Genomic DNA, 20,563 nt, shown 5'->3' on the forward strand with positions numbered 1-20,563 from the left:
TGCCTGAAGCCCATAAAAAATGCCCCGTATCGATTGATACGGGGCATTTCTGTTTAATCGCTCGGGAGCCGCTTGTGGCGGCCCGGCAATCTTAGGCGAGTGCTTCGGCGCGCTTGCCCAGCAGGCGGTCGCAAACCACGGCAACCACCAGAGTCATCACGCACGGCACCAGCCACGCCAGACCTTGCTCGCTCAGCGGCAGGTGGGCCAGTTGCGATGGCATCCAGTCAGCCAGGCCCGCACCTTTCAGCGCATCGATGGTGCCGAACACGAACGACACCAGCATCACCGGGCCCATGATGCGGCTCTGCTCATGCCAGAACGCGGCGCAGAAGCTCAGGGCCACCAGCACGATGCACGGCGGGTAGATCGCAGTCAGCACCGGGATCGAGAACGCGATCAGCTTGGTCAGGCCCAGGTTGGACACCAGCAGCGAGAACGCCGCCAGGATGATCACCAGAGTCTTGTAGGACAGCGGCAATACGCGGCTGAAGTATTCGGCACAGGCGCAGGTCAGGCCAACCGCCGTCACCAGGCACGCCAGGGAAATCAGCACGGCTAGGAAACCACTGCCCAGCGAACCGAAGGTGTGTTGCACGTAAGCGTGCAGCACCGCGGCGCCGTTGGTCGCGCCCGCAGCGACTTCGTGGCTGCCGGAACCCAGACGGAACAGGCTGACATACACCAGCGCCAGACCGACACCGGCAATCAGCCCGGCGATGATCGCGTAACGGGTAATCAGCGCCGGCGACTCGACGCCACGGGAGCGGATCGCGTTGACGATGACGATGCCGAACACCAGCGCACCGAGGGTATCCATGGTCAGGTAACCATTGATGAACCCTTGCGAGAACGGTGCCGCGACGTATTCCGGGGTGGCTACGCCGATGTCACCGGCCGGCAGCGCGAACGCGGCGATGCCGAGCACGGCCAGGGCAATGATCTTCAGGGGCGCGAGGAAGCGACCGACGGTGTCCAGCAGACGCCCGGGGTAGAGCGAAATGAAGAACACCAGCAGGAAGTACACCGAACTGTAGAGGAACAGTGCCAGCGGGCTCTCACCGGTCAACGGTGCCAGACCTACTTCAAAGGAGACGGTCGCGGTACGCGGGGTCGCGAACAACGGGCCCACCGCGAGATAGCAAGCCGCTGCCAGCACGCCGCCGGCAATCTTGCCGATCGGGCTGCTCAGGGCGTCCATTGCGCCACCGACCTTGGCCAGTGCAACCACGGTGACCACCGGCAGACCGACTGCCGTGATCAGGAAGCCCAGCGCCGCGATCCAGACGTTAGGCCCGGACTGCAAACCGACGATAGGCGGGAAGATGATGTTGCCGGCCCCGACGAACAGGGCGAATGTCATAAAACCAAGTGCCAGGATGTCCTGACCTTTCAAAACTTTCATTAAGGAAATACCACACTACTGAATCGGAATTTAGAGGGGGATTTCCCTGTGGGGTGAGGGAAATGCTGTCAATCCGTATAAGACTGACCCGTTTAGCGCGTTGCATGCCTTGTGGGCGGCAGACGCAAAATGGCGGCTAGCCTAACGAATTTGCCTGACAAACGCACTGTTCGAGGGCGAACTATCCGATACGCGACGTTTCCGTGTCGCGTTTTTGCATGTTATTGGGTGAGTGCTTATAAATTGCCATCGTCCACCCGAACCCCAGAAACGACAAAGGCCACCCGAAGGTGGCCTCTGTTGCTGGAGCAGAGAAGTCAGCCGAAGCTTACTTCTTCACTTCCCAGCCAGTCAGCTCGGCCAGGGCCTTGCCGATGTCTGCCAGCGAACGCACGGTTTTCACGCCTGCGTCTTGCAGAGCAGCGAATTTCTCGTCTGCAGTGCCTTTGCCGCCGGAGATGATTGCGCCAGCATGGCCCATGCGCTTGCCCGGAGGAGCAGTCACACCAGCGATGTAGGAAACAACCGGCTTGGTCACGTGTGCCTTGATGTAGGCAGCCGCTTCTTCTTCAGCCGAACCGCCGATCTCGCCGATCATGACGATCGCTTCGGTCTTCGGGTCTTCCTGGAACAGCTTCAGGATGTCGATGAAGTTCGAACCCGGGATCGGGTCACCACCGATGCCGACGCAAGTCGACTGACCGAAACCGGCGTCAGTAGTCTGCTTCACAGCTTCGTAGGTCAGGGTGCCGGAACGGGAAACGATACCGACCTTGCCTGGCAAGTGAATGTGACCTGGCATGATGCCGATCTTGCATTCGCCTGGGGTGATCACGCCTGGGCAGTTAGGGCCGATCAGGGTAACACCCAGCTCGTCGCACTTAACTTTGGCGTCCAGCATGTCCAGGGTAGGAATGCCTTCGGTGATGCAGACGATCAGCTTGATGCCGCCGAAAGCTGCTTCCAGGATCGAGTCCTTGCAGAAAGGAGCCGGAACGTAGATGACGCTGGCGGTGGCGCCAGTGGCTTCTACAGCTTCTTTCACGGTGTTGAACACTGGCAGGTTCAGGTGAGTGGTGCCACCTTTGCCTGGCGTCACGCCGCCAACCATTTTGGTGCCGTAGGCAATGGCTTGTTCGGAGTGGAAAGTACCCTGCGCACCGGTGAAGCCCTGGCAGATTACTTTGGTGTCTTTATTGATCAGGACGCTCATTACTTGCCCTCCGCAGCTTTAACGACTTGTTGAGCAGCGTCGGTCAGGCTGGTAGCAGCGATGATGTTCAAACCGCTTTCTGCCAGTACTTTAGCGCCCAGTTCAGCGTTGTTGCCTTCAAGACGAACAACAACCGGGATTTTCACGCCGACTTCTTTCACTGCACCGATGATGCCTTCGGCAATCATGTCGCAACGAACGATGCCGCCGAAGATGTTAACCAGTACTGCAGCGACATTGCTGTCGGACAGAATGATTTTGAAAGCTTCGGTTACGCGTTCTTTGGTAGCACCACCACCTACGTCGAGGAAGTTGGCTGGCTTGCCGCCGTGCAGGTTGACGATGTCCATGGTACCCATGGCCAGGCCGGCACCGTTCACCATGCAGCCGATGTTGCCTTCCAGCGCTACGTAGTTCAGTTCGAACTTGGCAGCGTGCGCTTCGCGCGGATCGTCCTGCGACGGATCGTGGAAAGTCTTCAGCTTTGGCTGACGGTACATTGCGTTGGCGTCGATGTTGATCTTGGCGTCCAGGCAGTGCAGATCGCCGTCAGCCTTGATCACCAGCGGGTTCACTTCCAGCAGAGCCAGGTCGTGATCCTTGAACAGCTTGGCCAGACCTACGAAGATCTTGGCGAACTGAGCAACCTGCTTGCCTTCCAGACCCAGCTGGAATGCCAGCTCGCGACCCTGGAATGGCTGAGCGCCAACCAGTGGATCGATAGTGGCTTTCAGAATTTTTTCTGGAGTGTCGTGAGCGATTTTCTCGATGTCCACGCCACCTTCGGTGGAAGCCATGAACACGATGCGACGGCTCGAACGGTCAACGACAGCGCCCAGGTACAGCTCTTTAGCGATATCAGTGCACGATTCAACCAGGATCTTGGTGACTGGCTGGCCGTTGGCGTCAGTCTGGTAAGTCACCAGACGCTTGCCCAGCCACTGCTGTGCGAAGGCTTTGGCGTCTTCTTTGCTGCGAACCAGCTTGACGCCGCCCGCTTTACCGCGACCACCGGCGTGAACCTGGGCTTTGACAACCCACTCGTTGCCGCCGATTTTGTCGCAAGCTTCTGCTGCTGCTTCCGGGGTGTCTACTGCGAAACCAGTGGAAACTGGCAGGCCGTATTCAGCGAACAGCTGCTTACCCTGATACTCGTGAAGATTCATGCTTTTTACCGTCTTCGTTAGGTACTGCGCATTCGGCGCTGCGCTCTTTATGAGTGCCGCGCCACCTGTGACTGCTGCTTGCGTAGCTTTTCCGGATACCCGGTGCAGCTACGCAAGGCTGCGTCCAGCGGACATTCCGCGGTGAGTCTTGCACGCAAGGCTCACGACGGGCCGTACCGCCGTGGTTTCTTATTGTGTGTCTTAACGCTTCTTGCGGTTGGCAATGTGGATGGCGCCGCCATTCACTGCCAGAGCTGCTTCGTGCAAGGCTTCAGACAGGGTCGGATGGGAGAAAACCATCATGCCCAGGTCTTCAGCGCTGGTGCCGAATTCCATACCGATCGCGCCCTGCTGAACCAGTTCTGCGGCGCTCGGGCCAATCACGTGCACGCCCAATACGCGGTCAGTCTTGGCATCGGCGATGACCTTGACGAAACCACCGGTATCGTTGGCGGCCATGGCACGGCCGGATGCTGCGAACGGGAAGGTGCCGACGTTAACTTCAACGCCTTCAGCTTTCAAGGCCTGCTCGGTTTTACCGACCCATGCGATTTCCGGGTGAGTATAAATAACCGAAGGGATCAGGTCATAGTTCATCTGGGCCTTGTGGCCCTTGATGCGCTCGACAACCATGATGCCCTCTTCCGAAGCCTTGTGAGCCAGCATCATGCCGCGAACCACGTCGCCGATGGCGTAAACGCCCGGTACAGTGGTGGCGCAGTGATCGTCAACGTGCACGAAACCGCGCTCGTCCAGGGTCACGCCGCTGTCGGCAGCCAGCAGATCAGTGGTCACCGGACGGCGACCAACGGCTACGATCAGCTTGTCGAAAGTGATGGTCTGTTCGCCGTTGGCGTCGGTGTAGTTCACAACGACTTCGTCGCCGTTCACTTTCGAGCCGGTTACACGGGCGCCCAGCTTGATGTCCAGACCCTGCTTGGTCAGGGTTTTCAGCGCTTCCTTGGAAACCGCGGTGTCCGCTGCCATCAGGAAGGTGTCCAGGGCTTCCAGAACAGTCACTTCTGCACCCAGACGCGACCACACCGAACCCAGTTCCAGACCGATCACGCCAGCGCCGATCACGCCCAGACGTTTAGGTACGGATTGGAATTCCAGAGCGCCGGTGGAATCAACGATGACTTTCTGATCGACCGGAGCCGGTGGAATGTCGATCGGACGCGAGCCTGGAGCCAGGATGACGTTTTCGGCTTCGATGACTTCAACCGAGCCGTCCGGCTTGGTGACTTCGACTTTCTTGCCGGCCAGCAGCTTGCCGTGGCCCTGGATCGAAGTAACGCCGTTGGCCTTGAACAGGGTGGCAACACCGCCGGTCAGGTTCTTGACGATACCAGCCTTGCGGCCAACCATCGCAGCGACGTCCATTTTGACTTCGCCGGTCGAGATACCGTGGACGTTGAAGCTTTCTTTCGCTTCCTTGTATTTCCAGGAGCTGTCCAGCAGCGCCTTGGAAGGAATGCAGCCTACGTTCAGGCAGGTGCCGCCCAGGGCTTGCTTGCCTTCAGCATCGGTGTACTTCTCGATGCAGGCAGTGCTCAGGCCGAGTTGAGCGGCCTTGATGGCTGCCACGTAGCCGCCAGGGCCCGCACCGATCACTACTACGTCAAATTTCTGCGACATTCAAAAAATCCTCTTTAGCGAAAAGCTTCAAGCCACAAGCTTCAAGCCAAGCCGCCCTTTCTTGCGGCTTGTTGCTCGAAGCTTGCAGCTGCTTCTATCAGATATCCAGCAACAGACGAGCCGGATCTTCCAGCAGGTTCTTGATGGTCACCAGGAAGGTTACAGCTTCTTTGCCATCGATCAGACGGTGATCGTAGGACAGCGCCAGGTACATCATCGGACGGATCACGACCTGACCGTTGATGGCCATCGGACGCTGGATGATGTTGTGCATGCCCAGAATCGCTGCCTGCGGCGGGTTGACGATCGGGGTCGACATCATCGAACCGAAGGTACCACCGTTGGTGATGGTGAAAGTACCGCCGGTCATTTCGTCCATCGACAGTTTGCCGTCACGGGCTTTCTTGCCGAAGGTGGCGATGCCGCCTTCGATCTCAGCCAGGCTCATGTGCTCGGCGTTACGCAGAACCGGAACTACCAGGCCACGATCGCTGGAAACTGCGACGCCGATGTCGGCATAACCGTGGTAAACGATGTCGTTGCCATCGATCGAAGCGTTGACCGCCGGGAAGCGTTTCAGCGCTTCGGTGGCAGCCTTCACGAAGAACGACATGAAGCCCAGGCGTACGCCGTTGTGGGACTTCTCGAACAGGTCCTTGTACTTCGAACGCAGGGCCATGACTTCGGTCATGTCGACTTCGTTGAAAGTGGTCAGCATCGCCATGTTCGATTGAGCTTCAACCAGACGCTTGGCAACGGTGGCACGAACGCGGGTCATCGGAACGCGCTTCTCGATGCGGTCGCCAGCGGCGAACACAGGAGCGGCGGCGGCCGGAGCAGCAGCCTTGGCAGGCGCGGCAGCCGGAGCGGCTTTCTTGGCAGCAACGGCTGCAACCACGTCTTCCTTGGTCACGCGACCGCCTTTGCCGGTGCCGGCAACGGAAGCGATGTTGATGCCGTTCTCTTCAGCCAGCTTGCGCGCGGCAGGAGCAGCGATCGGGTCGTCTTCGCCATCAGCGGCAGCAGGTGCAGCGGCGGCAGCGGCCGGAGCAGCAGCGGCAGCCGGAGCAGCGGATGCAGCGCCGCCTTCAACGATGGAGCCCAGGACTTCGTCGGACAGGACGGTTTCGCCCTCGCCCTTGACGATTGCGCCCAGCACGCCGTCGGCGGTAGCCAGCACTTCCAGTACGACTTTGTCGGTTTCGATGTCGACGATCAGTTCGTCACGCTTGACGGCGTCGCCCGGTTGTTTGTGCCAGGTGGCAACGGTGCCATCGGCAACCGATTCCGGGAAAGTGGGGGCTTTGATCTCGATAGCCATTATCTGTGGTTCCTTAAATTCGGTTTCAGGTGCGCGAAGGCGTTAAACGGTAAACGCGTCTTGCAGCAGTTGTTCCTGCTGCTCGGCGTGCATCGATGCGTAACCACATGCTGGGGCAGCAGAAGCCTCACGGCCCGCGTACTCGAGTACGAGAGATTTGTTGAGGTTGCTGATGCTGCGACGCAGGTGGTGCTGGCTGCAGTACCAGGCGCCCTGGTTCATCGGCTCTTCCTGACACCACACGGCCGCTTTGGCATTGGTGTAAGGAGCCAGGACTTCTTTCAAGTCGTCCTCAGGGAACGGGTACAGCTGCTCGATACGCACGATGGCGATATCTTCGCGGCCTTCGGCACGACGTTTTTCCAGCAGGTCGTAGTAGACCTTGCCGCTGCACAGAACAACGCGCTCGACCTTTTTCGGGTCCAGTGCATCGATTTCCGGGATAACGGTCTGGAACGAACCTTCAGCCAGATCTTCCAGGGTCGAGATGGCCAGCTTGTGGCGCAGCAGCGACTTTGGAGTCAGAACGACCAATGGCTTGCGCAGCGGGCGAATCACCTGACGGCGCAGCAAGTGGTAGATCTGGGCCGGAGTGGTCGGCATGCACACCTGAATGTTGTGCTCGGCGCACAGCTGCAGGTAACGCTCAAGACGTGCCGAGCTGTGCTCAGGGCCCTGACCTTCGTAGCCGTGCGGCAGCAGCATGGTCAGACCGCAGAGACGGCCCCACTTGTGCTCGCCGCTGGTGATGAACTGGTCGATAACGACCTGCGCACCGTTGGCGAAGTCGCCGAACTGGGCTTCCCAGATCACCAGCGCGTTTGGCGTGGTGGTCGAGTAACCGTATTCGAACGCCAGTACGGCTTCTTCCGACAGGAACGAGTCGTACAGGTCGAAGCGTGGCTGACCTTCATACAGATGCTTGAGCGGAATGTAGGTACCGGCATCTTTCTGGTTGTGCAGCACAGCGTGACGGTGCGAGAACGTACCGCGGCCGATGTCCTGGCCAGTCATGCGGATCGGGTGACCTTCGAACGCCAGGGTCGCGTACGCCATGGTTTCGGCGTAACCCCAGTTGATCGGCAGGCCGCCGGCTTGCATCTTCTGACGGTCTTCGTAGATCTTCGCGACCTGACGCTGAACCACGAAGCCTTCCGGAATTTCCAGCAGCTTGGCGGACAGTTCCTGCAGGGTCTTGAGGTCGAAGCGAGTGTCGTGACGCGCAGTCCAGGCGTGGCCCAGATACGGACGCCAGTCCACGAACAGCTCTTTGTTCGGCTCTTTGACCAGCGATTTCACGACGTGCAGACCGTTGTCCAGCGCGTTGCGGTATTCGTCGACTTTCGCCTGAACACGCTCTGCGTCCAGTACACCGGCCTGGGTCAGACGATCAGCGTACAGCTCACGGGTGGTGCGCTGCTTGGTGATCTGCTGATACATCAGAGGCTGGGTGCCGCTTGGCTCGTCGGCCTCGTTGTGGCCGCGACGACGGTAGCAGACCAGGTCGATCACCACGTCACGCTTGAACTGCATGCGGTAGTCGATGGCCAGCTGGGTCACGAACAACACGGCTTCCGGATCATCACCATTCACATGGAGGATCGGCGCCTGGATCATTTTCGCAACGTCGGTCGCGTACTCGGTGGAACGCGAATCTAGCGGGTTGCTGATGGTGAAACCGACCTGGTTGTTGATCACGATGTGCACGGTACCGCCGGTCTTGAAACCGCGGGTCTGCGACATCTGGAAGGTTTCCATTACCACGCCCTGACCGGCGAATGCCGCGTCACCGTGGATGGAGATCGGCAAAACCTTCTCACCGGTAGGGTCGTTGCGACGATCCTGACGGGCGCGAACCGAACCCTCGACCACCGGGGAAACGATTTCCAGGTGGGACGGGTTGAACGCCATGGCCAGGTGAACTTCACCGCCGGTGGTCATTACGTTGGACGAGAAGCCCTGGTGGTATTTAACGTCACCGGAACCCAGCTCGACCTTCTTCTTGCCTTCGAACTCGTCGAACAGCTCGCGCGGGTTCTTGCCGAAGGTGTTGACCAGTACGTTCAGACGGCCACGGTGGGCCATGCCAATGACGACTTCCTTGGTGCCGTAGGAACCGGAACGCTGGATCAGTTCGTCGAGCATCGGAATCAGGCTTTCGCCGCCTTCCAGACCGAAACGTTTGGTGCCCGGGTATTTGGTGCCCAGGTATTTTTCCAGGCCTTCACCGGCCGTCACGCGCTCGAGCAGGTGGCTCTTGATGTCCGCGGAATATTCCGGACGGCCACGCACGCTTTCCAGACGCTGCTGGAACCACTGGCGCTGCTCGGAATCGGTGATGTGCGTAAATTCAGCGCCGATGGTGCGGCAATATGTCTGCTGCAACGCTTCGTGAATTTCACGTAGGCTCGCTTCCTCTTTGCCGATGAACAGGTCGCCGGCACGGAAGGTCGTATCAAGATCGGCATTGGTCAAGCCGTAGTGATTGATCGACAGGTCTGCAGGTGCAGGACGCTGCCACAGCCCCAGCGGGTCAAGCTGGGCTGCCTGGTGGCCACGCATACGGTAGGCCTGGATCAATCGCAGCACTTCAACTTGCTTCTTCTCGTGCTCACTGCTCACGCTGCCGGCGGAAACCGGTTGGGCGCGGCGCTGGTTCTTTGCCAGCAGCACGAAATGATCGCGAATTGTGGAGTGCGAAACATCGGTGGCAGAGCTGCCGTCGGCAGGCAGCTTCTGAAAGTAGGTGCGCCACTCTTCTGGCACAGCGTTAGGGTCGTGCAGGTAGAGCTCGTAGAGCTCTTCCACATAGGCAGCGTTTCCACCTGAAAGGTAGGCGCTGTTCCACATGCGCTGCATCACGCTTTCTTGCATGCTTGGTCACCCTCGGTTAGGGGAACACCATCGGTGCCGACACCGAGCAAGCTTGCAGAAGTCCGAATGCAGCGACCAAAACAAGCCACTTAGGATCACACTGATAGTCCGGGTACCAGCCCGGATGCCCCTGCTTGTCTCATTTCTTCAAAATAAGAGCCGCAGCTTATGGCTGCTGCTCTGGTTATAGCCATGGCGCGGGTTGAAGCCCGCGCCGAAGCCCTCTGCGGGTACAGCGGTTACAGCAGCTGAATCACACGCCGCTCGAAAGCAGCATGTTACGGATGTGACCGATGGCCTTAGTCGGGTTCAGGCCTTTCGGACATACGTTGACGCAGTTCATGATGCCCCGGCAGCGGAAGACGCTGAACGGGTCATCGAGGGACGCCAGACGCTCGGATGTCTTGGTGTCACGGCTGTCTGCCAGGAAGCGGTACGCTTGCAGCAGGGCAGCTGGACCCAGGAACTTGTCCGGGTTCCACCAGAAGGACGGGCAAGAGGTCGAGCAGCAGGCGCACAGGATGCACTCGTACAGACCGTCGAGCTTTTCACGCTCTTCAGGGGACTGCAGACGCTCGATGGCCGGAGCCGGCGTGTCGTTCTGCAGGAATGGCTTAACCTTCTCGTATTGCTTGTAGAAGATGCTCATATCGACAACCAGGTCACGGATAACCGGCAAACCTGGCAGCGGACGAACGATCAGCTTGTTACCTTTGACGACAGCGGACAGCGGCGTGATGCACGCCAGGCCGTTCTTGCCGTTGATGTTCATGCCGTCGGAGCCGCAGACGCCTTCACGGCAGGAGCGACGATAGGAGAAACCTTCGTCCTGCTCTTTGATCAGGGCCAGCACGTCCAGCACCATCAGGTCTTTACCACCGGTATCGACCTGGAATTCCTGCATGAACGGCGCAGCGTCCTGATCAGGGTTGTAACGATAAACACTGACTTGCAACATGGCGGTCACCCTTAATAAGTCCGGACTTTAGGTTCGAAAGTCGGAACAGTCTTCGGCGAGAAGTTCACGGCACGCTTGGCGACGCGTTTCTCACCCGGGAAGTACAGGGTGTGGCACAGCCAGTTTTCGTCGTCACGGTCTTCGAAGTCTTCACGGGCGTGGGCGCCGCGGGACTCTTTACGTACTTCGGCAGCGATGGCGGTAGCTTCAGCCACTTCCAGCAGGTTTTGCAGTTCCAGCGCTTCGATACGTGCAGTGTTGAACGCCTGCGACTTGTCGTTGATCTTCACGTTGGCGATGCGTTTGCGCAGATCGGCCAGCTGGGCAATACCCTTCTGCATGTATTCGCCGGTACGGAATACGCCGAAGTAGTTCTGCATGCAGCTTTGCAGCTCGCGACGCAGAGTAGCGACGTCTTCGCCGTCGGTACGGCTGTTCAGGGCGTTCAGACGCGCCAGGGCAGCTTCGATGTCGGCTTCGGTAGCGTCGTCGTATTCGATGCCGTCGGTCAGCGCCTTTTCCAGGTGCAGGCCGGCAGCGCGGCCGAATACCACCAGGTCGAGCAGCGAGTTGCCGCCCAGACGGTTGGCACCGTGAACCGATACGCAAGCCACTTCACCTACCGCGAACAGACCAGGGATGATCTGATCCACGCCTTCGGCGTCCTGGGTGATCGCCTGGCCGTGAATGTTGGTGGCAACGCCGCCCATCATGTAGTGGCAAGTCGGAACAACCGGAACCGGAGCAACCACCGGGTCAACGTGTGCGAAGGTCTTCGACAGTTCGCAGATACCTGGCAGACGGCTGTGCAGCACTTCCTCGCCCAGGTGGTCGAGTTTGAGCATCACGTGGTCGCCATTCGGACCGCAACCGTTACCGGCGATGATCTCTTTAACCATCGAACGGGCAACCACGTCACGACCGGCAAGGTCTTTGGCGTTCGGAGCATAACGCTCCATGAAACGCTCGCCGTGCTTGTTGATCAGGTAACCACCTTCACCACGGCAACCTTCGGTCACCAGTACACCGGCGCCGGCGATGCCGGTCGGGTGGAACTGCCACATTTCGATGTCTTGTACCGGCACGCCAGCACGCAGCGCCATGCCGACGCCGTCACCGGTGTTGATCAGGGCGTTGGTGGTGGAGGCATAGATACGACCTGCACCGCCGGTAGCCAGTACGGTGGCTTTGGCGCGGATGTAGGTGGTTTCGCCGGTTTCGATGCAGATTGCGATCACACCGACGAATTCGCCTTCCTGGTTTTTCACCAGGTCGACAGCGTAGTACTCGTTCAGGAACGTGGTACCGGCTTTCAGGTTGCCCTGATAAAGGGTGTGCAGCAGTGCGTGACCGGTACGGTCGGAAGCGGCGCAGGTACGGGCAGCCTGCCCGCCTTTACCGTAATCCTTCGACTGACCGCCGAACGGACGCTGGTAGATACGGCCTTGCTCGGTACGCGAGAACGGCAGACCCATGTGGTCCAGCTCGAAAACGGCAGCCGGGCCTTCCTGACACATGTATTCGATAGCGTCCTGGTCACCGATGTAGTCGGAACCCTTGACGGTATCGTACATGTGCCAGCGCCAGTCATCGTTCGGGTCGGCCGAAGCGATGGCGCAGGTGATCCCGCCCTGTGCGGACACAGTGTGCGAACGGGTCGGGAAAACCTTGGTGATCACGGCCGTCTTGTGACCGCCCTGGGCCAGTTGCAGCGCTGCGCGCATGCCGGCACCGCCGCCACCAATAATGATGGCGTCGAAAGAAATCGTTGGAATGTTAGCCATGAATCAGATACCCCAGAGAATCTGCACACCCCAGACGAAGTAAGCGAACATCGCGACGCCGCATACTGCCTGGAAAAGGAAACGTACTGCAGTCGCGGACTTGCCCAGCGCCATTGGCGTCAGGTAGTCGGTCGCGATGGTCCACATGCCGACCCAGGCGTGAGCGCCCAGGGCAACCAGTGCCAGCAGACTGAAGATACGCATTCCGTTGTGGGCGAACAGGCCGTGCCATTGGTCGTAGCCAATGCCCGGGTTCGCGGCGAGGTAGCCGATCAGGAATATGAAATAAGCCGCGAGAACGACCGCAGACACACGCTGTGCCATCCAGTCATAGAGGCCCGAACGCGAAAGGTTTGTAACGCTGGTTACCATATCCAAACTCCTGCCAGAACGATCAGCACCACGGAAACGGCGATGATCAGTTTCGAGCCCAGGCGGCCGCCTTCCAGCGTCTCACCGATGCCCATGTCCATGATCAAGTGGCGCACACCGGCAACCAGGTGATACAGAAGAGCGGACAGGAGGCCCCATGCTACGAACTTGGCCAGCGGGCTGGTCAAGCATGCCTTCACCTCGACATAACCTTCCTCGGAACCCAGGGATTTGCCCAATGCATAAAGCATGATGCCAAGGCCCAGGAAGAGGATGATGCCGGAAACACGGTGAAGAAACGACGTAACGCCGGTGATGGGGAGTTTGATGGTCCTTAGGTCTAGGTTTACAGGTCGTTGGCTTTTCACGGCTTTTTTTTCACACTGAAGAGCCCCTAACAATCAGGGCAAAGTTGTTGGGGAGTGCACTGGTCAGGTAACCACCACCCAGGGATGCGACCCCCAATGAAAGCAAGCCCAAAAGCCCTTGGCGGTCGGTCGCCGAGTATAGACAGTTAGGCTACTAATGACAACGCAATCGCCTACCCCCAATAGCGGATTGCACAAGTCGTATAAAAGGCGTAAATGGCAGGCAATTTCGAGGAAAAAGTACGGTTAAAGCCTTCTGGAGCAAGACTTTAGGCAAATTGACATTCGAATTTATCTCACTATAGTGGTGCGGGCCCTGCGTGGGGGGTCTGTCTGATGATTTCAAGCATAAATAGGAGGCCACATGGCTGACAAAAAAGCGCAGTTGATCATCGAGGGCGCAGCCCCCGTCGAGCTGCCCATTTTAACCGGCACCGTTGGTCCCGATGTTATCGATGTTCGGGGCCTGACGGCCACGGGCCGCTTCACTTTCGACCCCGGTTTCATGTCGACCGCTTCCTGCGAATCGAAGATCACCTATATCGACGGCGACAACGGCATCCTGCTGCACCGCGGCTACCCGATCGAACAGCTGGCTGAAAAGTCGGACTACCTGGAAACCTGCTACCTGCTGCTGAACGGCGAACTGCCGACTGCAGAGCAAAAGGCCCAGTTCGTCGGCACCGTGAAGAACCACACCATGGTTCACGAACAGCTGAAAACCTTCTTCAACGGCTTCCGCCGCGACGCCCACCCAATGGCCGTCATGTGTGGTGTAGTCGGCGCCCTCTCGGCCTTCTACCACGACTCCCTCGACATCAATAACCCGCAGCATCGCGAAATCTCCGCGATCCGCCTGGTTGCCAAGATGCCGACCCTGGCCGCGATGGTTTACAAGTACTCCATGGGCCAACCCATGATGTACCCGCGCAACGACCTGTCGTACGCGGAAAACTTCCTGCACATGATGTTCAACACCCCGTGCGAGATCAAACCGATCAGCCCGGTACTCGCCAAGGCCATGGACCGGATCTTCATCCTCCACGCCGACCACGAGCAGAACGCCTCGACCTCCACCGTGCGTCTGGCGGGCTCCTCGGGCGCCAACCCGTTCGCCTGTATCGCCGCCGGCATCGCCGCACTGTGGGGCCCTGCCCACGGCGGTGCGAACGAAGCCGTGCTGACCATGCTCGATGAAATCGGCGATGTTTCGAACATCGACAAGTTCATCGCCAAGGCCAAGGACAAGAACGATCCGTTCAAGCTGATGGGCTTCGGTCACCGCGTCTACAAGAACCGCGACCCTCGCGCGACTGTAATGAAGCAGACCTGCGACGAAGTGCTGAAGGAACTGGGCATCCAGAACGACCCGCAACTCGAACTGGCCATGCGCCTGGAAGAGATCGCCCTGACCGATCCGTACTTCATCGAGCGCTCGCTGTACCCGAACGTCGACTTCTACTCGGGGATCATCCTCAAGGCGATCGGCATTCCGACCAGCATGTTCACTGTGATCTTCGCCCTGGCACGTACTGTCGGCTGGATTTCGCACTGGAAGGAAATGCTCTCCAGCCCGTACAAGATTGGCCGTCCGCGTCAGCTGTACACGGGTTATGAGTCGCGGGATATCACCAAGCTGGAAGACCGCAAATAAGAGCTGTCTTGCGATAGCGTCTTAGCGCTGTACCGGGAACGGCCTCCATGTGAATGGGGGCCGTTTTTCGTTTTGGGCATCTCAGCGGCCTTTGGGCCGACTGTTTTTTTTGTTGATTGGGTGTATATCCGTTGCTTCGGGTGCTGCCGCTGGCGGTTTCGCTCTTACAGCGAGTCCCTTTTTCAAACGCCAAAAAGGAACCAAAAGGCTTTTGCCCCGGCGTACGGCACTTCGCCTAGGCTCAGTGTTCCCTCGCTACGGTGTCCATCAGGGGGCATCGCCTACGGTTTGCTTCGCTGCACCTCCTCTCGATGTATGCGGCTTCGCCGCACGGCGCTGCGCGCCTCCCCCCTGATGGACACCTACGCTCGGCCTGCCGAAGGGGCAAAAAATCAAAAGCCAGAGCCAGAGCCAGAGCAAAAGCCAAACACGCCGCGCCCCTCCCCACTCACCACAATGAGCGTTAGCTCGAGTACCGCTGTTGATCGCAGGGCCCGTCGGCAGGCTGAGTGGAGGGATTGATCCGGGGGTGGGAGCGCAGCGACCGTGCGGCGCAGCCGCATGCATCGAGAGGAGGTGCAGCGAAGCAAACCGTAGGCGATGCCCCGGATCAATCCCGGAGCGAAGGAACCCGAGCCACAGCGAGGGCCGTACGTCAGGGTAAAGCCTTTTTGGTTACTTTTTCGGCGTTTGGAAAAAGTGACCCGCCGTAAGGGCGGAACCCCAAGCAGCCGTTACCGCAGCAACGGATATACACACAAACCAAAACCACCCTAAGAAAGTCCGATAACCGCCCACAAAAAAAATGCCCCAATCTCTCGACCAGGGCATTTTCATTCAACTCAACCTACACAAAAAGCCTCAGTGCGAAACCGCCCCACTAGCCCCCAACCCAGTCTGCGAACGCACAAACTGCGGGAAGAACAGCGCACGCTCATTCTCGGCTTCGGCCGACTTATCGGTGACCGAGAAGAACCAGATCCCGATAAACGCAATGATCATCGAGAACAACGCCGGATACTCGTAAGGGAAGATCGCCTTCTCATGATGCAGAATCTGCACCCAGATGGTCGGGCCAAGAATCATCAGACCCACCGCACTCACCAGGCCCAGCCAGCCGCCAATCATGGCGCCACGGGTGGTCAGCTTCTTCCAGTACATCGAAAGCAGCAGCACCGGGAAGTTGCAGCTTGCCGCGATGGAGAACGCCAGGCCAACCATGAACGCAATGTTCTGGCTTTCGAACAGGATGCCCAGGCCAATGGCCAGAACGCCCAGCGCGATGGTGGTGATCTTCGAAACGCGGATCTCATCTTTCTCGTTGGCCTTGCCCTTCTTGATCACGCTGGCATACAGGTCGTGAGACACCGCCGAAGCACCGGCCAGGGTCAGACCGGCCACGACCGCCAGAATGGTCGCGAACGCTACCGCCGAGATGAAGCCGAGGAACACGCTGCCGCCCACGGCGTTGGCCAGGTGCACCGCCGCCATGTTGTTGCCGCCGAGCAGAGCGCCCGCCGCATCCTTGAAGGCCGGATTGGTGCTGACCAGCAGGATCGCGCCGAAGCCGATGATGAAGGTCAGGATGTAGAAGTAGCCAATGAAACCGGTCGCGTACAGCACGCTCTTACGGGCTTCTTTCGCGTCGCTGACAGTGAAGAAGCGCATCAGGATGTGCGGCAGGCCGGCGGTCCCGAACATCAGCGCCAGACCCAGGGAGAACGCCGAGATCGGATCTTTCACCAGACCGCCCGGGCTCATGATCGCTTCGCCCTTGGCGTGAACCTTTATCGCTTCGGAGAACAGGGTGTTGAAGTCGAAATTGACGTGCTTCATCACCATCAGCGCCATGAACGAGGCACCGGACAGCAACAGCACCGCCTTGATGATCTGTACCCAGGTGGTCGCCAGCATGCCGCCGAACAGCACGTACAGGCACATCAGGATACCGACCAGAATCACCGCGACGTGGTAGTCGAGACCGAACAGCAGCTGGATCAGCTTGCCGGCACCGACCATTTGCGCGATCAGGTAGAACGCTACCACCACCAGCGAACCGCAGGCAGACAGCGTGCGGATCTGGGTTTGCCCGAGGCGGTAGGACGCCACGTCGGCAAAGGTGTATTTGCCCAGGTTACGCAGACGCTCGGCGATCAGGAACAGAATGATCGGCCAGCCCACCAGGAAGCCGATCGAGTAGATCAGGCCGTCGTAGCCGGAGGTGAACACCAGCGCGGAAATACCCAGGAAGGACGCCGCCGACATGTAGTCACCGGCAATTGCCAGACCGTTCTGGAAACCGGTGATCTTGCCGCCCGCCGCATAGTAGTCGGCCGCCGATTTGTTGCGCTTGGACGCCCAGTAGGTAATGCACAGGGTCGCACCGACAAACACCACAAACATGACGATCGCGGAAACGTTGAGTGGTTGTTTGTGGACTTCGCCGGTCAGGGCGTCAGCGGCCCAGACGGCCGGAGCGAACGCTGCGATGCTCAAAAGAGCCAGTAGACGCCGGATCATTGCTGAGCCTCCTTGAGAATCGCGTTGTTCAGGTCGTCGAACTCGCCATTGGCGCGGCGCACGTAAATGCCGGTCAGGATGAAGGCCGAGACAATCAGTCCTACACCGATCGGGATACCCCAGGTGATGGATGATTCGGGGCTGATTTTCGTCCCGAGCACTTGCGGCCCGTACGCGATCAGAAGGATGAAGCCGGAATAAAGCCCGAGCATGATCGCCGAGAGTATCCAGGCGAACCTTTCTCTTTTCTTCACCAGCTCCTTGAAGCGCGGGCTGTTCTGAATCGAGAGGTAAATGCTGTCGTTCATTGTTTTTATCCTCGCAGCACAGATTTTTATTTTTGGAACATATCCACTGTATGCGGCTGCGAGCCGGGTTCCAGACGACCTTAGTAGTAGAACGCCATGACGTTTTCGCCAATTTCCAGACGGATCGAAAACGGCCAACGCTGCCTATTAATAGAGGACAAACAAAAAAGGCCGCCCGACGGTCATGTCGGGCGGCCCTGGGAAGCGCAGATTAGACGCTTCGGCTTAAATCACTTGGTCCAGTCGGCAACACGCTCAGGGTGCTTGGCAACCCAATCCTTGGCCGCTGCGTCAGGTTTTGCACCGTCCTGAATCGCCAGCATGACTTCGCCGATTTCGTCCTTCGAAGCCCACTGGAAGTTCTTCAGGAACTTGGCCACTTCCGGCGCCTTGGTCGCCAGTTCCTTGCTGCCGATGCTGTTCACGGTTTCAGCCGCGCCATACACGCCTTTCGGGTCGTCGAGGAAGCGCAGTTTCCACTTGGCGAACATCCAGTGCGGCACCCAGCCGGTGACGGCGATGGATTCGTTTTTCTTCTCGGCGCGAGTCAGCTCGGCAATCATGCCGGCGCCGGAACTGGCCTTGAGGGTGTATTTGTCGAGGCCGTAATCCTTGATCGCCTGATCGGTCTTGAGCATCACGCCTGAACCGGCATCGATGCCGACGATGCGATTCTTGAAGGAGTCGTCGGTTTTCAGGTCCTCGATCGACTTGGCCTTGACGTACTCCGGCACGATCAGACCGATTTTCGCGTCCTTGAAGTTCGGGCCGTAATCGACGACCTGATCCTTGTTCTTGGTCCAGTATTCGCCGTGGGTCACTGGCAGCCAGGCCGAGAGCATGGCGTCGAGTTTGCCGGTGGCAACACCCTGCCACATGATGCCGGTGGCGACGGCCTGCAGTTTCACGTCGTAGCCGAGTTTCTGCTTGATCACTTCGGCTGCCACGTGAGTGGTCGCGACGCTGTCGGACCAGCCGTCAACGTAACCGATGTTCAGGGTCTGTTTTTCAGCGCTGGCGAAAGTGGAGCTCATCGCAAGTACCAGAGCGGCACCTGCGCCTAAAAGTCGTCGCATCTTCATCGTTACTTCCCCGAAATGCTGCGCCCGACGGATGCCGGGCATCGTCAACGTGTTGTTATGGTGCTCGGCGCCCCCATCACGCCCGTTCGCGAATTCGTTCGAACATCAGCGGAGTACTGACGCTTTTGATCATCAACCTGACGCCCGATAAGACCTGCTCTGCCAGCGACCTCGAAGCAACGAGAAACGACATCAGAAAGCCATTAACTGCGTTCGGTTATTTGGCGCCAGACAATCCGCCCGAACTTTGCATGTCAAAATCGTGCGGGCCACCAACCTGCTTATAAATGCAGGTAACATGCGTCGCTTTGCAGCCACTCGGCCTGACCATGTCCGCGACTTCCCGCTTCCCCTTTCTTCCTTATGTGTTCGCCTGCCTGCTCGGGCTGTTTGCCCTGTGCGGTTTCTGGTACGGCCTCGGCAAACCGGTGATCCTGCCGGACGTCGCCACCCCGACCCACAAGCTGCAATGCGCCTCCTATACCCCGTTCGACAAAGACCAGTCGCCGTTCAACGTGCCGTTCAAACTGCGCCCGGAGCGCATGGACGCCGACCTCGCCCTGCTCGCCACCCGCTTCGAATGTATCCGCACCTACTCAATGAGCGGCCTCGAAGCGCTGCCGGATCTGGCGCGCAAGCACGGTTTGAAGTTGATGATCGGCGCGTGGGTCAACAGCAATCCGGTGGACACCGAGAAGGAAGTCGATCTGCTGATTGCCTCGGCCAACGCCAACCCGGATGTGGTCAGCGCCGTGATCGTCGGCAACGAAGCCTTGCTGCGCAAAGAAGTTACCGCGACCCAGCTGGTGAAGCTGATCAACAAGGTCAAGAGCCACATCAAGCAGCCGGTGACCTACGCCGATGTCTGGGAGTTCTGGCTCAAGCACCCGGAAGTCGCGCCGGCGGTTGATTTCCTGACCATTCATTTGCTGCCGTACTGGGAAGACGATCCGTCGAACATCGACGCCGCGCTGCATCATGTAGCGGAAGTGCGCCAGGTGTTCGGCAACAAGTTCGCCCCCAAGGACGTGATGATTGGCGAAACCGGCTGGCCGAGCGAAGGTCGCCAGCGCGAAACCGCCCTGCCGAGCCGGGTCAACGAGGCCAAGTTCATTCGTGGTTTTGTCACCCTCGCCGAACAGGAAGGCTGGCGTTACAACCTGATCGAAGCGTTCGACCAGCCATGGAAGCGCGGCAGCGAAGGCGCGGTCGGCGGTTACTGGGGGCTGTTCGATGCTGATCGCCAGGACAAGGGCGTGCTGGCCGGCCCGGTGTCGAACGTGCCGTACTGGTCGCAGTGGCTGGCGGTCGGCGGGCTGATTTTCCTCGGAACATTGCTGCTGGGCGGTCGGGTTAGTACGACGCGTTCGGCGCTGATCCTGCCGCTGCTCGGCGCCCTCGCCGCCTGCTCGATCGGTGCCTGGGGTGATCTGGCGCGGGTGACCACGCGATTTGCCAGCGAATGGCTCTGGGTCGGCTTGCTGACGGCTCTGAATCTGTTGGTGCTGGCCCATGCTGCGCTGACCTTGAGCGCCCGTAATGGCTGGCGTGAACGGGCGTTCAACGCTTTCGAGCGACGGGCCGGCTGGCTGGTGGTGGCAGCCGGTTTCGCCGCTGCGGTGATGATGCTCGAGCTGGTGTTCGATCCGCGCTATCGCAGCTTTCCGAGCGTGGCGTTCATCCTGCCGGCGCTGGTTTACCTGTGCCGTCCAGTGCCCGTGGCCCGTCGGGAGATCGCCCTGCTTATCTTCATCATCGGCGCCGGCATTGCGCCGCAGCTGTACCGCGAAGGACTGCAGAATCAGCAGGCCTGGGGCTGGGCGCTGGTCAGCGTGTTGATGGTGGCTGCACTATGGCGCTGCCTGCGGGTTCGCAACCACTGATCTTCAGGGCTGAACCG

15 protein-coding genes are annotated in these 20,563 nt (G+C 59.1%); 2 read left to right on the forward strand and 13 right to left on the reverse strand.

What is annotated here, in order from left to right:
* Nucleotides 1-91: 91 nt before the first annotated feature.
* From brnQ to sdhC, 10 genes are all read right to left on the reverse strand, one after another.
* Nucleotides 92-1,405, reverse strand: a complete 1,314-nt coding sequence (brnQ, locus tag ACTJK7_RS15250) for a branched-chain amino acid transport system II carrier protein (RefSeq protein WP_039769790.1) — start codon at nt 1,403-1,405, stop codon at nt 92-94.
* Nucleotides 1,406-1,733: 328 nt separating this feature from the next.
* Nucleotides 1,734-2,618 carry a succinate--CoA ligase subunit alpha gene (gene sucD, locus ACTJK7_RS15255; protein WP_007959025.1) on the reverse strand — a complete coding sequence of 295 codons (885 nt, stop codon included), beginning with the start codon at nt 2,616-2,618 and terminating at the stop codon, nt 1,734-1,736.
* Nucleotides 2,618-3,784: an ADP-forming succinate--CoA ligase subunit beta gene (sucC, locus tag ACTJK7_RS15260; RefSeq protein ID WP_007959029.1), complete on the reverse strand. Its 1,167-nt coding sequence runs from the start codon at nt 3,782-3,784 to the stop codon at nt 2,618-2,620. Before sucC ends, sucD begins: the two co-directional genes overlap by 1 nt.
* Nucleotides 3,785-3,985: 201 nt before the next feature.
* Nucleotides 3,986-5,422, reverse strand: coding sequence for a dihydrolipoyl dehydrogenase (lpdA, locus tag ACTJK7_RS15265; protein ID WP_011333117.1), 1,437 nt, complete (start codon nt 5,420-5,422; stop codon nt 3,986-3,988).
* A 97-nt stretch (nt 5,423-5,519) separates the two neighbouring features.
* Complete coding sequence (gene odhB / locus ACTJK7_RS15270) at nt 5,520-6,743, reverse strand: 2-oxoglutarate dehydrogenase complex dihydrolipoyllysine-residue succinyltransferase (RefSeq protein WP_011333116.1); 1,224 nt, start codon at nt 6,741-6,743, stop codon at nt 5,520-5,522.
* Between the two features lie 42 nt (nt 6,744-6,785).
* Nucleotides 6,786-9,617: a 2-oxoglutarate dehydrogenase E1 component gene (locus ACTJK7_RS15275; protein ID WP_011333115.1), complete on the reverse strand. Its 2,832-nt coding sequence runs from the start codon at nt 9,615-9,617 to the stop codon at nt 6,786-6,788.
* Between the two features lie 253 nt (nt 9,618-9,870).
* On the reverse strand, nt 9,871-10,575 hold the full coding sequence (locus ACTJK7_RS15280) for a succinate dehydrogenase iron-sulfur subunit (RefSeq protein WP_007959035.1): 705 nt from the start codon (nt 10,573-10,575) through the stop codon (nt 9,871-9,873).
* An 11-nt stretch (nt 10,576-10,586) separates the two neighbouring features.
* Nucleotides 10,587-12,359 (reverse strand): succinate dehydrogenase flavoprotein subunit, encoded by a 1,773-nt coding sequence (gene sdhA / locus ACTJK7_RS15285; RefSeq protein WP_085655464.1) that lies wholly within the window; start codon nt 12,357-12,359, stop codon nt 10,587-10,589.
* A 3-nt stretch (nt 12,360-12,362) separates the two neighbouring features.
* Complete coding sequence (sdhD, locus tag ACTJK7_RS15290; RefSeq protein ID WP_007977503.1) at nt 12,363-12,731, reverse strand: succinate dehydrogenase, hydrophobic membrane anchor protein; 369 nt, start codon at nt 12,729-12,731, stop codon at nt 12,363-12,365.
* Nucleotides 12,725-13,099 carry a succinate dehydrogenase, cytochrome b556 subunit gene (gene sdhC / locus ACTJK7_RS15295; RefSeq protein WP_011333113.1) on the reverse strand — a complete coding sequence of 125 codons (375 nt, stop codon included), beginning with the start codon at nt 13,097-13,099 and terminating at the stop codon, nt 12,725-12,727. Before sdhC ends, sdhD begins: the two co-directional genes overlap by 7 nt.
* 364 nt (nt 13,100-13,463) lie before the next feature.
* Here sdhC and gltA point away from each other — a divergent pair, with 364 nt between their 5' ends.
* Complete coding sequence (gene gltA / locus ACTJK7_RS15300) at nt 13,464-14,753, forward strand: citrate synthase (RefSeq protein WP_007959044.1); 1,290 nt, start codon at nt 13,464-13,466, stop codon at nt 14,751-14,753.
* An 861-nt stretch (nt 14,754-15,614) separates the two neighbouring features.
* Here gltA and ACTJK7_RS15305 read toward each other — a convergent pair.
* The 3 genes from ACTJK7_RS15305 to ACTJK7_RS15315 all read right to left on the reverse strand — a co-directional run bounded on the left by ACTJK7_RS15305 (nt 15,615) and on the right by ACTJK7_RS15315 (nt 18,663).
* Nucleotides 15,615-17,273: a cation acetate symporter gene (locus ACTJK7_RS15305; protein ID WP_011333112.1), complete on the reverse strand. Its 1,659-nt coding sequence runs from the start codon at nt 17,271-17,273 to the stop codon at nt 15,615-15,617.
* The gene (locus tag ACTJK7_RS15310; protein WP_011333111.1) at nt 17,270-17,581 is read right to left on the reverse strand and encodes a DUF485 domain-containing protein; all 312 of its coding nucleotides are present in this window, start codon (nt 17,579-17,581) and stop codon (nt 17,270-17,272) included. Before ACTJK7_RS15310 ends, ACTJK7_RS15305 begins: the two co-directional genes overlap by 4 nt.
* A gap of 230 nt (nt 17,582-17,811) precedes the next feature.
* A complete protein-coding gene (locus ACTJK7_RS15315) occupies nt 17,812-18,663 on the reverse strand; it encodes a glycine betaine ABC transporter substrate-binding protein (protein WP_064378654.1) in 852 nt (283 codons plus the stop codon).
* 287 nt (nt 18,664-18,950) lie between these two features.
* On the opposite strand from ACTJK7_RS15315, the gene ACTJK7_RS15320 reads away from it, so the two are divergent.
* The gene (locus ACTJK7_RS15320; protein WP_440780659.1) at nt 18,951-20,546 is read left to right on the forward strand and encodes a glycoside hydrolase family 17 protein; all 1,596 of its coding nucleotides are present in this window, start codon (nt 18,951-18,953) and stop codon (nt 20,544-20,546) included.
* Nucleotides 20,547-20,563: the final 17 nt, after the last annotated feature.

Origin of the sequence: Pseudomonas sp. 22085 (genome assembly GCF_052045815.1) — a bacterium.
Taxonomy (GTDB): Bacteria; Pseudomonadota; Gammaproteobacteria; order Pseudomonadales; family Pseudomonadaceae; genus Aquipseudomonas; species Aquipseudomonas glycinae.

Excerpts from the sequence above, each read along its gene's own strand:
- brnQ (WP_039769790.1), bottom strand. The coding sequence starts at position 1,405 with ATGAAAGTTTTGAAAGGTCAGGACATCCTGGCACTTGGTTTTATGACA.
- sucD (WP_007959025.1), bottom strand. The coding sequence starts at position 2,618 with ATGAGCGTCCTGATCAATAAAGACACCAAAGTAATCTGCCAGGGCTTC.
- sucC (WP_007959029.1), bottom strand. The coding sequence starts at position 3,784 with ATGAATCTTCACGAGTATCAGGGTAAGCAGCTGTTCGCTGAATACGGC.
- lpdA (WP_011333117.1), bottom strand. The coding sequence starts at position 5,422 with ATGTCGCAGAAATTTGACGTAGTAGTGATCGGTGCGGGCCCTGGCGGC.
- odhB (WP_011333116.1), bottom strand. The coding sequence starts at position 6,743 with ATGGCTATCGAGATCAAAGCCCCCACTTTCCCGGAATCGGTTGCCGAT.
- ACTJK7_RS15275 (WP_011333115.1), bottom strand. The coding sequence starts at position 9,617 with ATGCAAGAAAGCGTGATGCAGCGCATGTGGAACAGCGCCTACCTTTCA.
- ACTJK7_RS15280 (WP_007959035.1), bottom strand. The coding sequence starts at position 10,575 with ATGTTGCAAGTCAGTGTTTATCGTTACAACCCTGATCAGGACGCTGCG.
- sdhA (WP_085655464.1), bottom strand. The coding sequence starts at position 12,359 with ATGGCTAACATTCCAACGATTTCTTTCGACGCCATCATTATTGGTGGC.
- sdhD (WP_007977503.1), bottom strand. The coding sequence starts at position 12,731 with ATGGTAACCAGCGTTACAAACCTTTCGCGTTCGGGCCTCTATGACTGG.
- gltA (WP_007959044.1), top strand. The coding sequence starts at position 13,464 with ATGGCTGACAAAAAAGCGCAGTTGATCATCGAGGGCGCAGCCCCCGTC.
- ACTJK7_RS15305 (WP_011333112.1), bottom strand. The coding sequence starts at position 17,273 with ATGATCCGGCGTCTACTGGCTCTTTTGAGCATCGCAGCGTTCGCTCCG.
- ACTJK7_RS15310 (WP_011333111.1), bottom strand. The coding sequence starts at position 17,581 with ATGAACGACAGCATTTACCTCTCGATTCAGAACAGCCCGCGCTTCAAG.
- ACTJK7_RS15315 (WP_064378654.1), bottom strand. The coding sequence starts at position 18,663 with ATGAAGATGCGACGACTTTTAGGCGCAGGTGCCGCTCTGGTACTTGCG.
- ACTJK7_RS15320 (WP_440780659.1), top strand. The coding sequence starts at position 18,951 with ATGCAGGTAACATGCGTCGCTTTGCAGCCACTCGGCCTGACCATGTCC.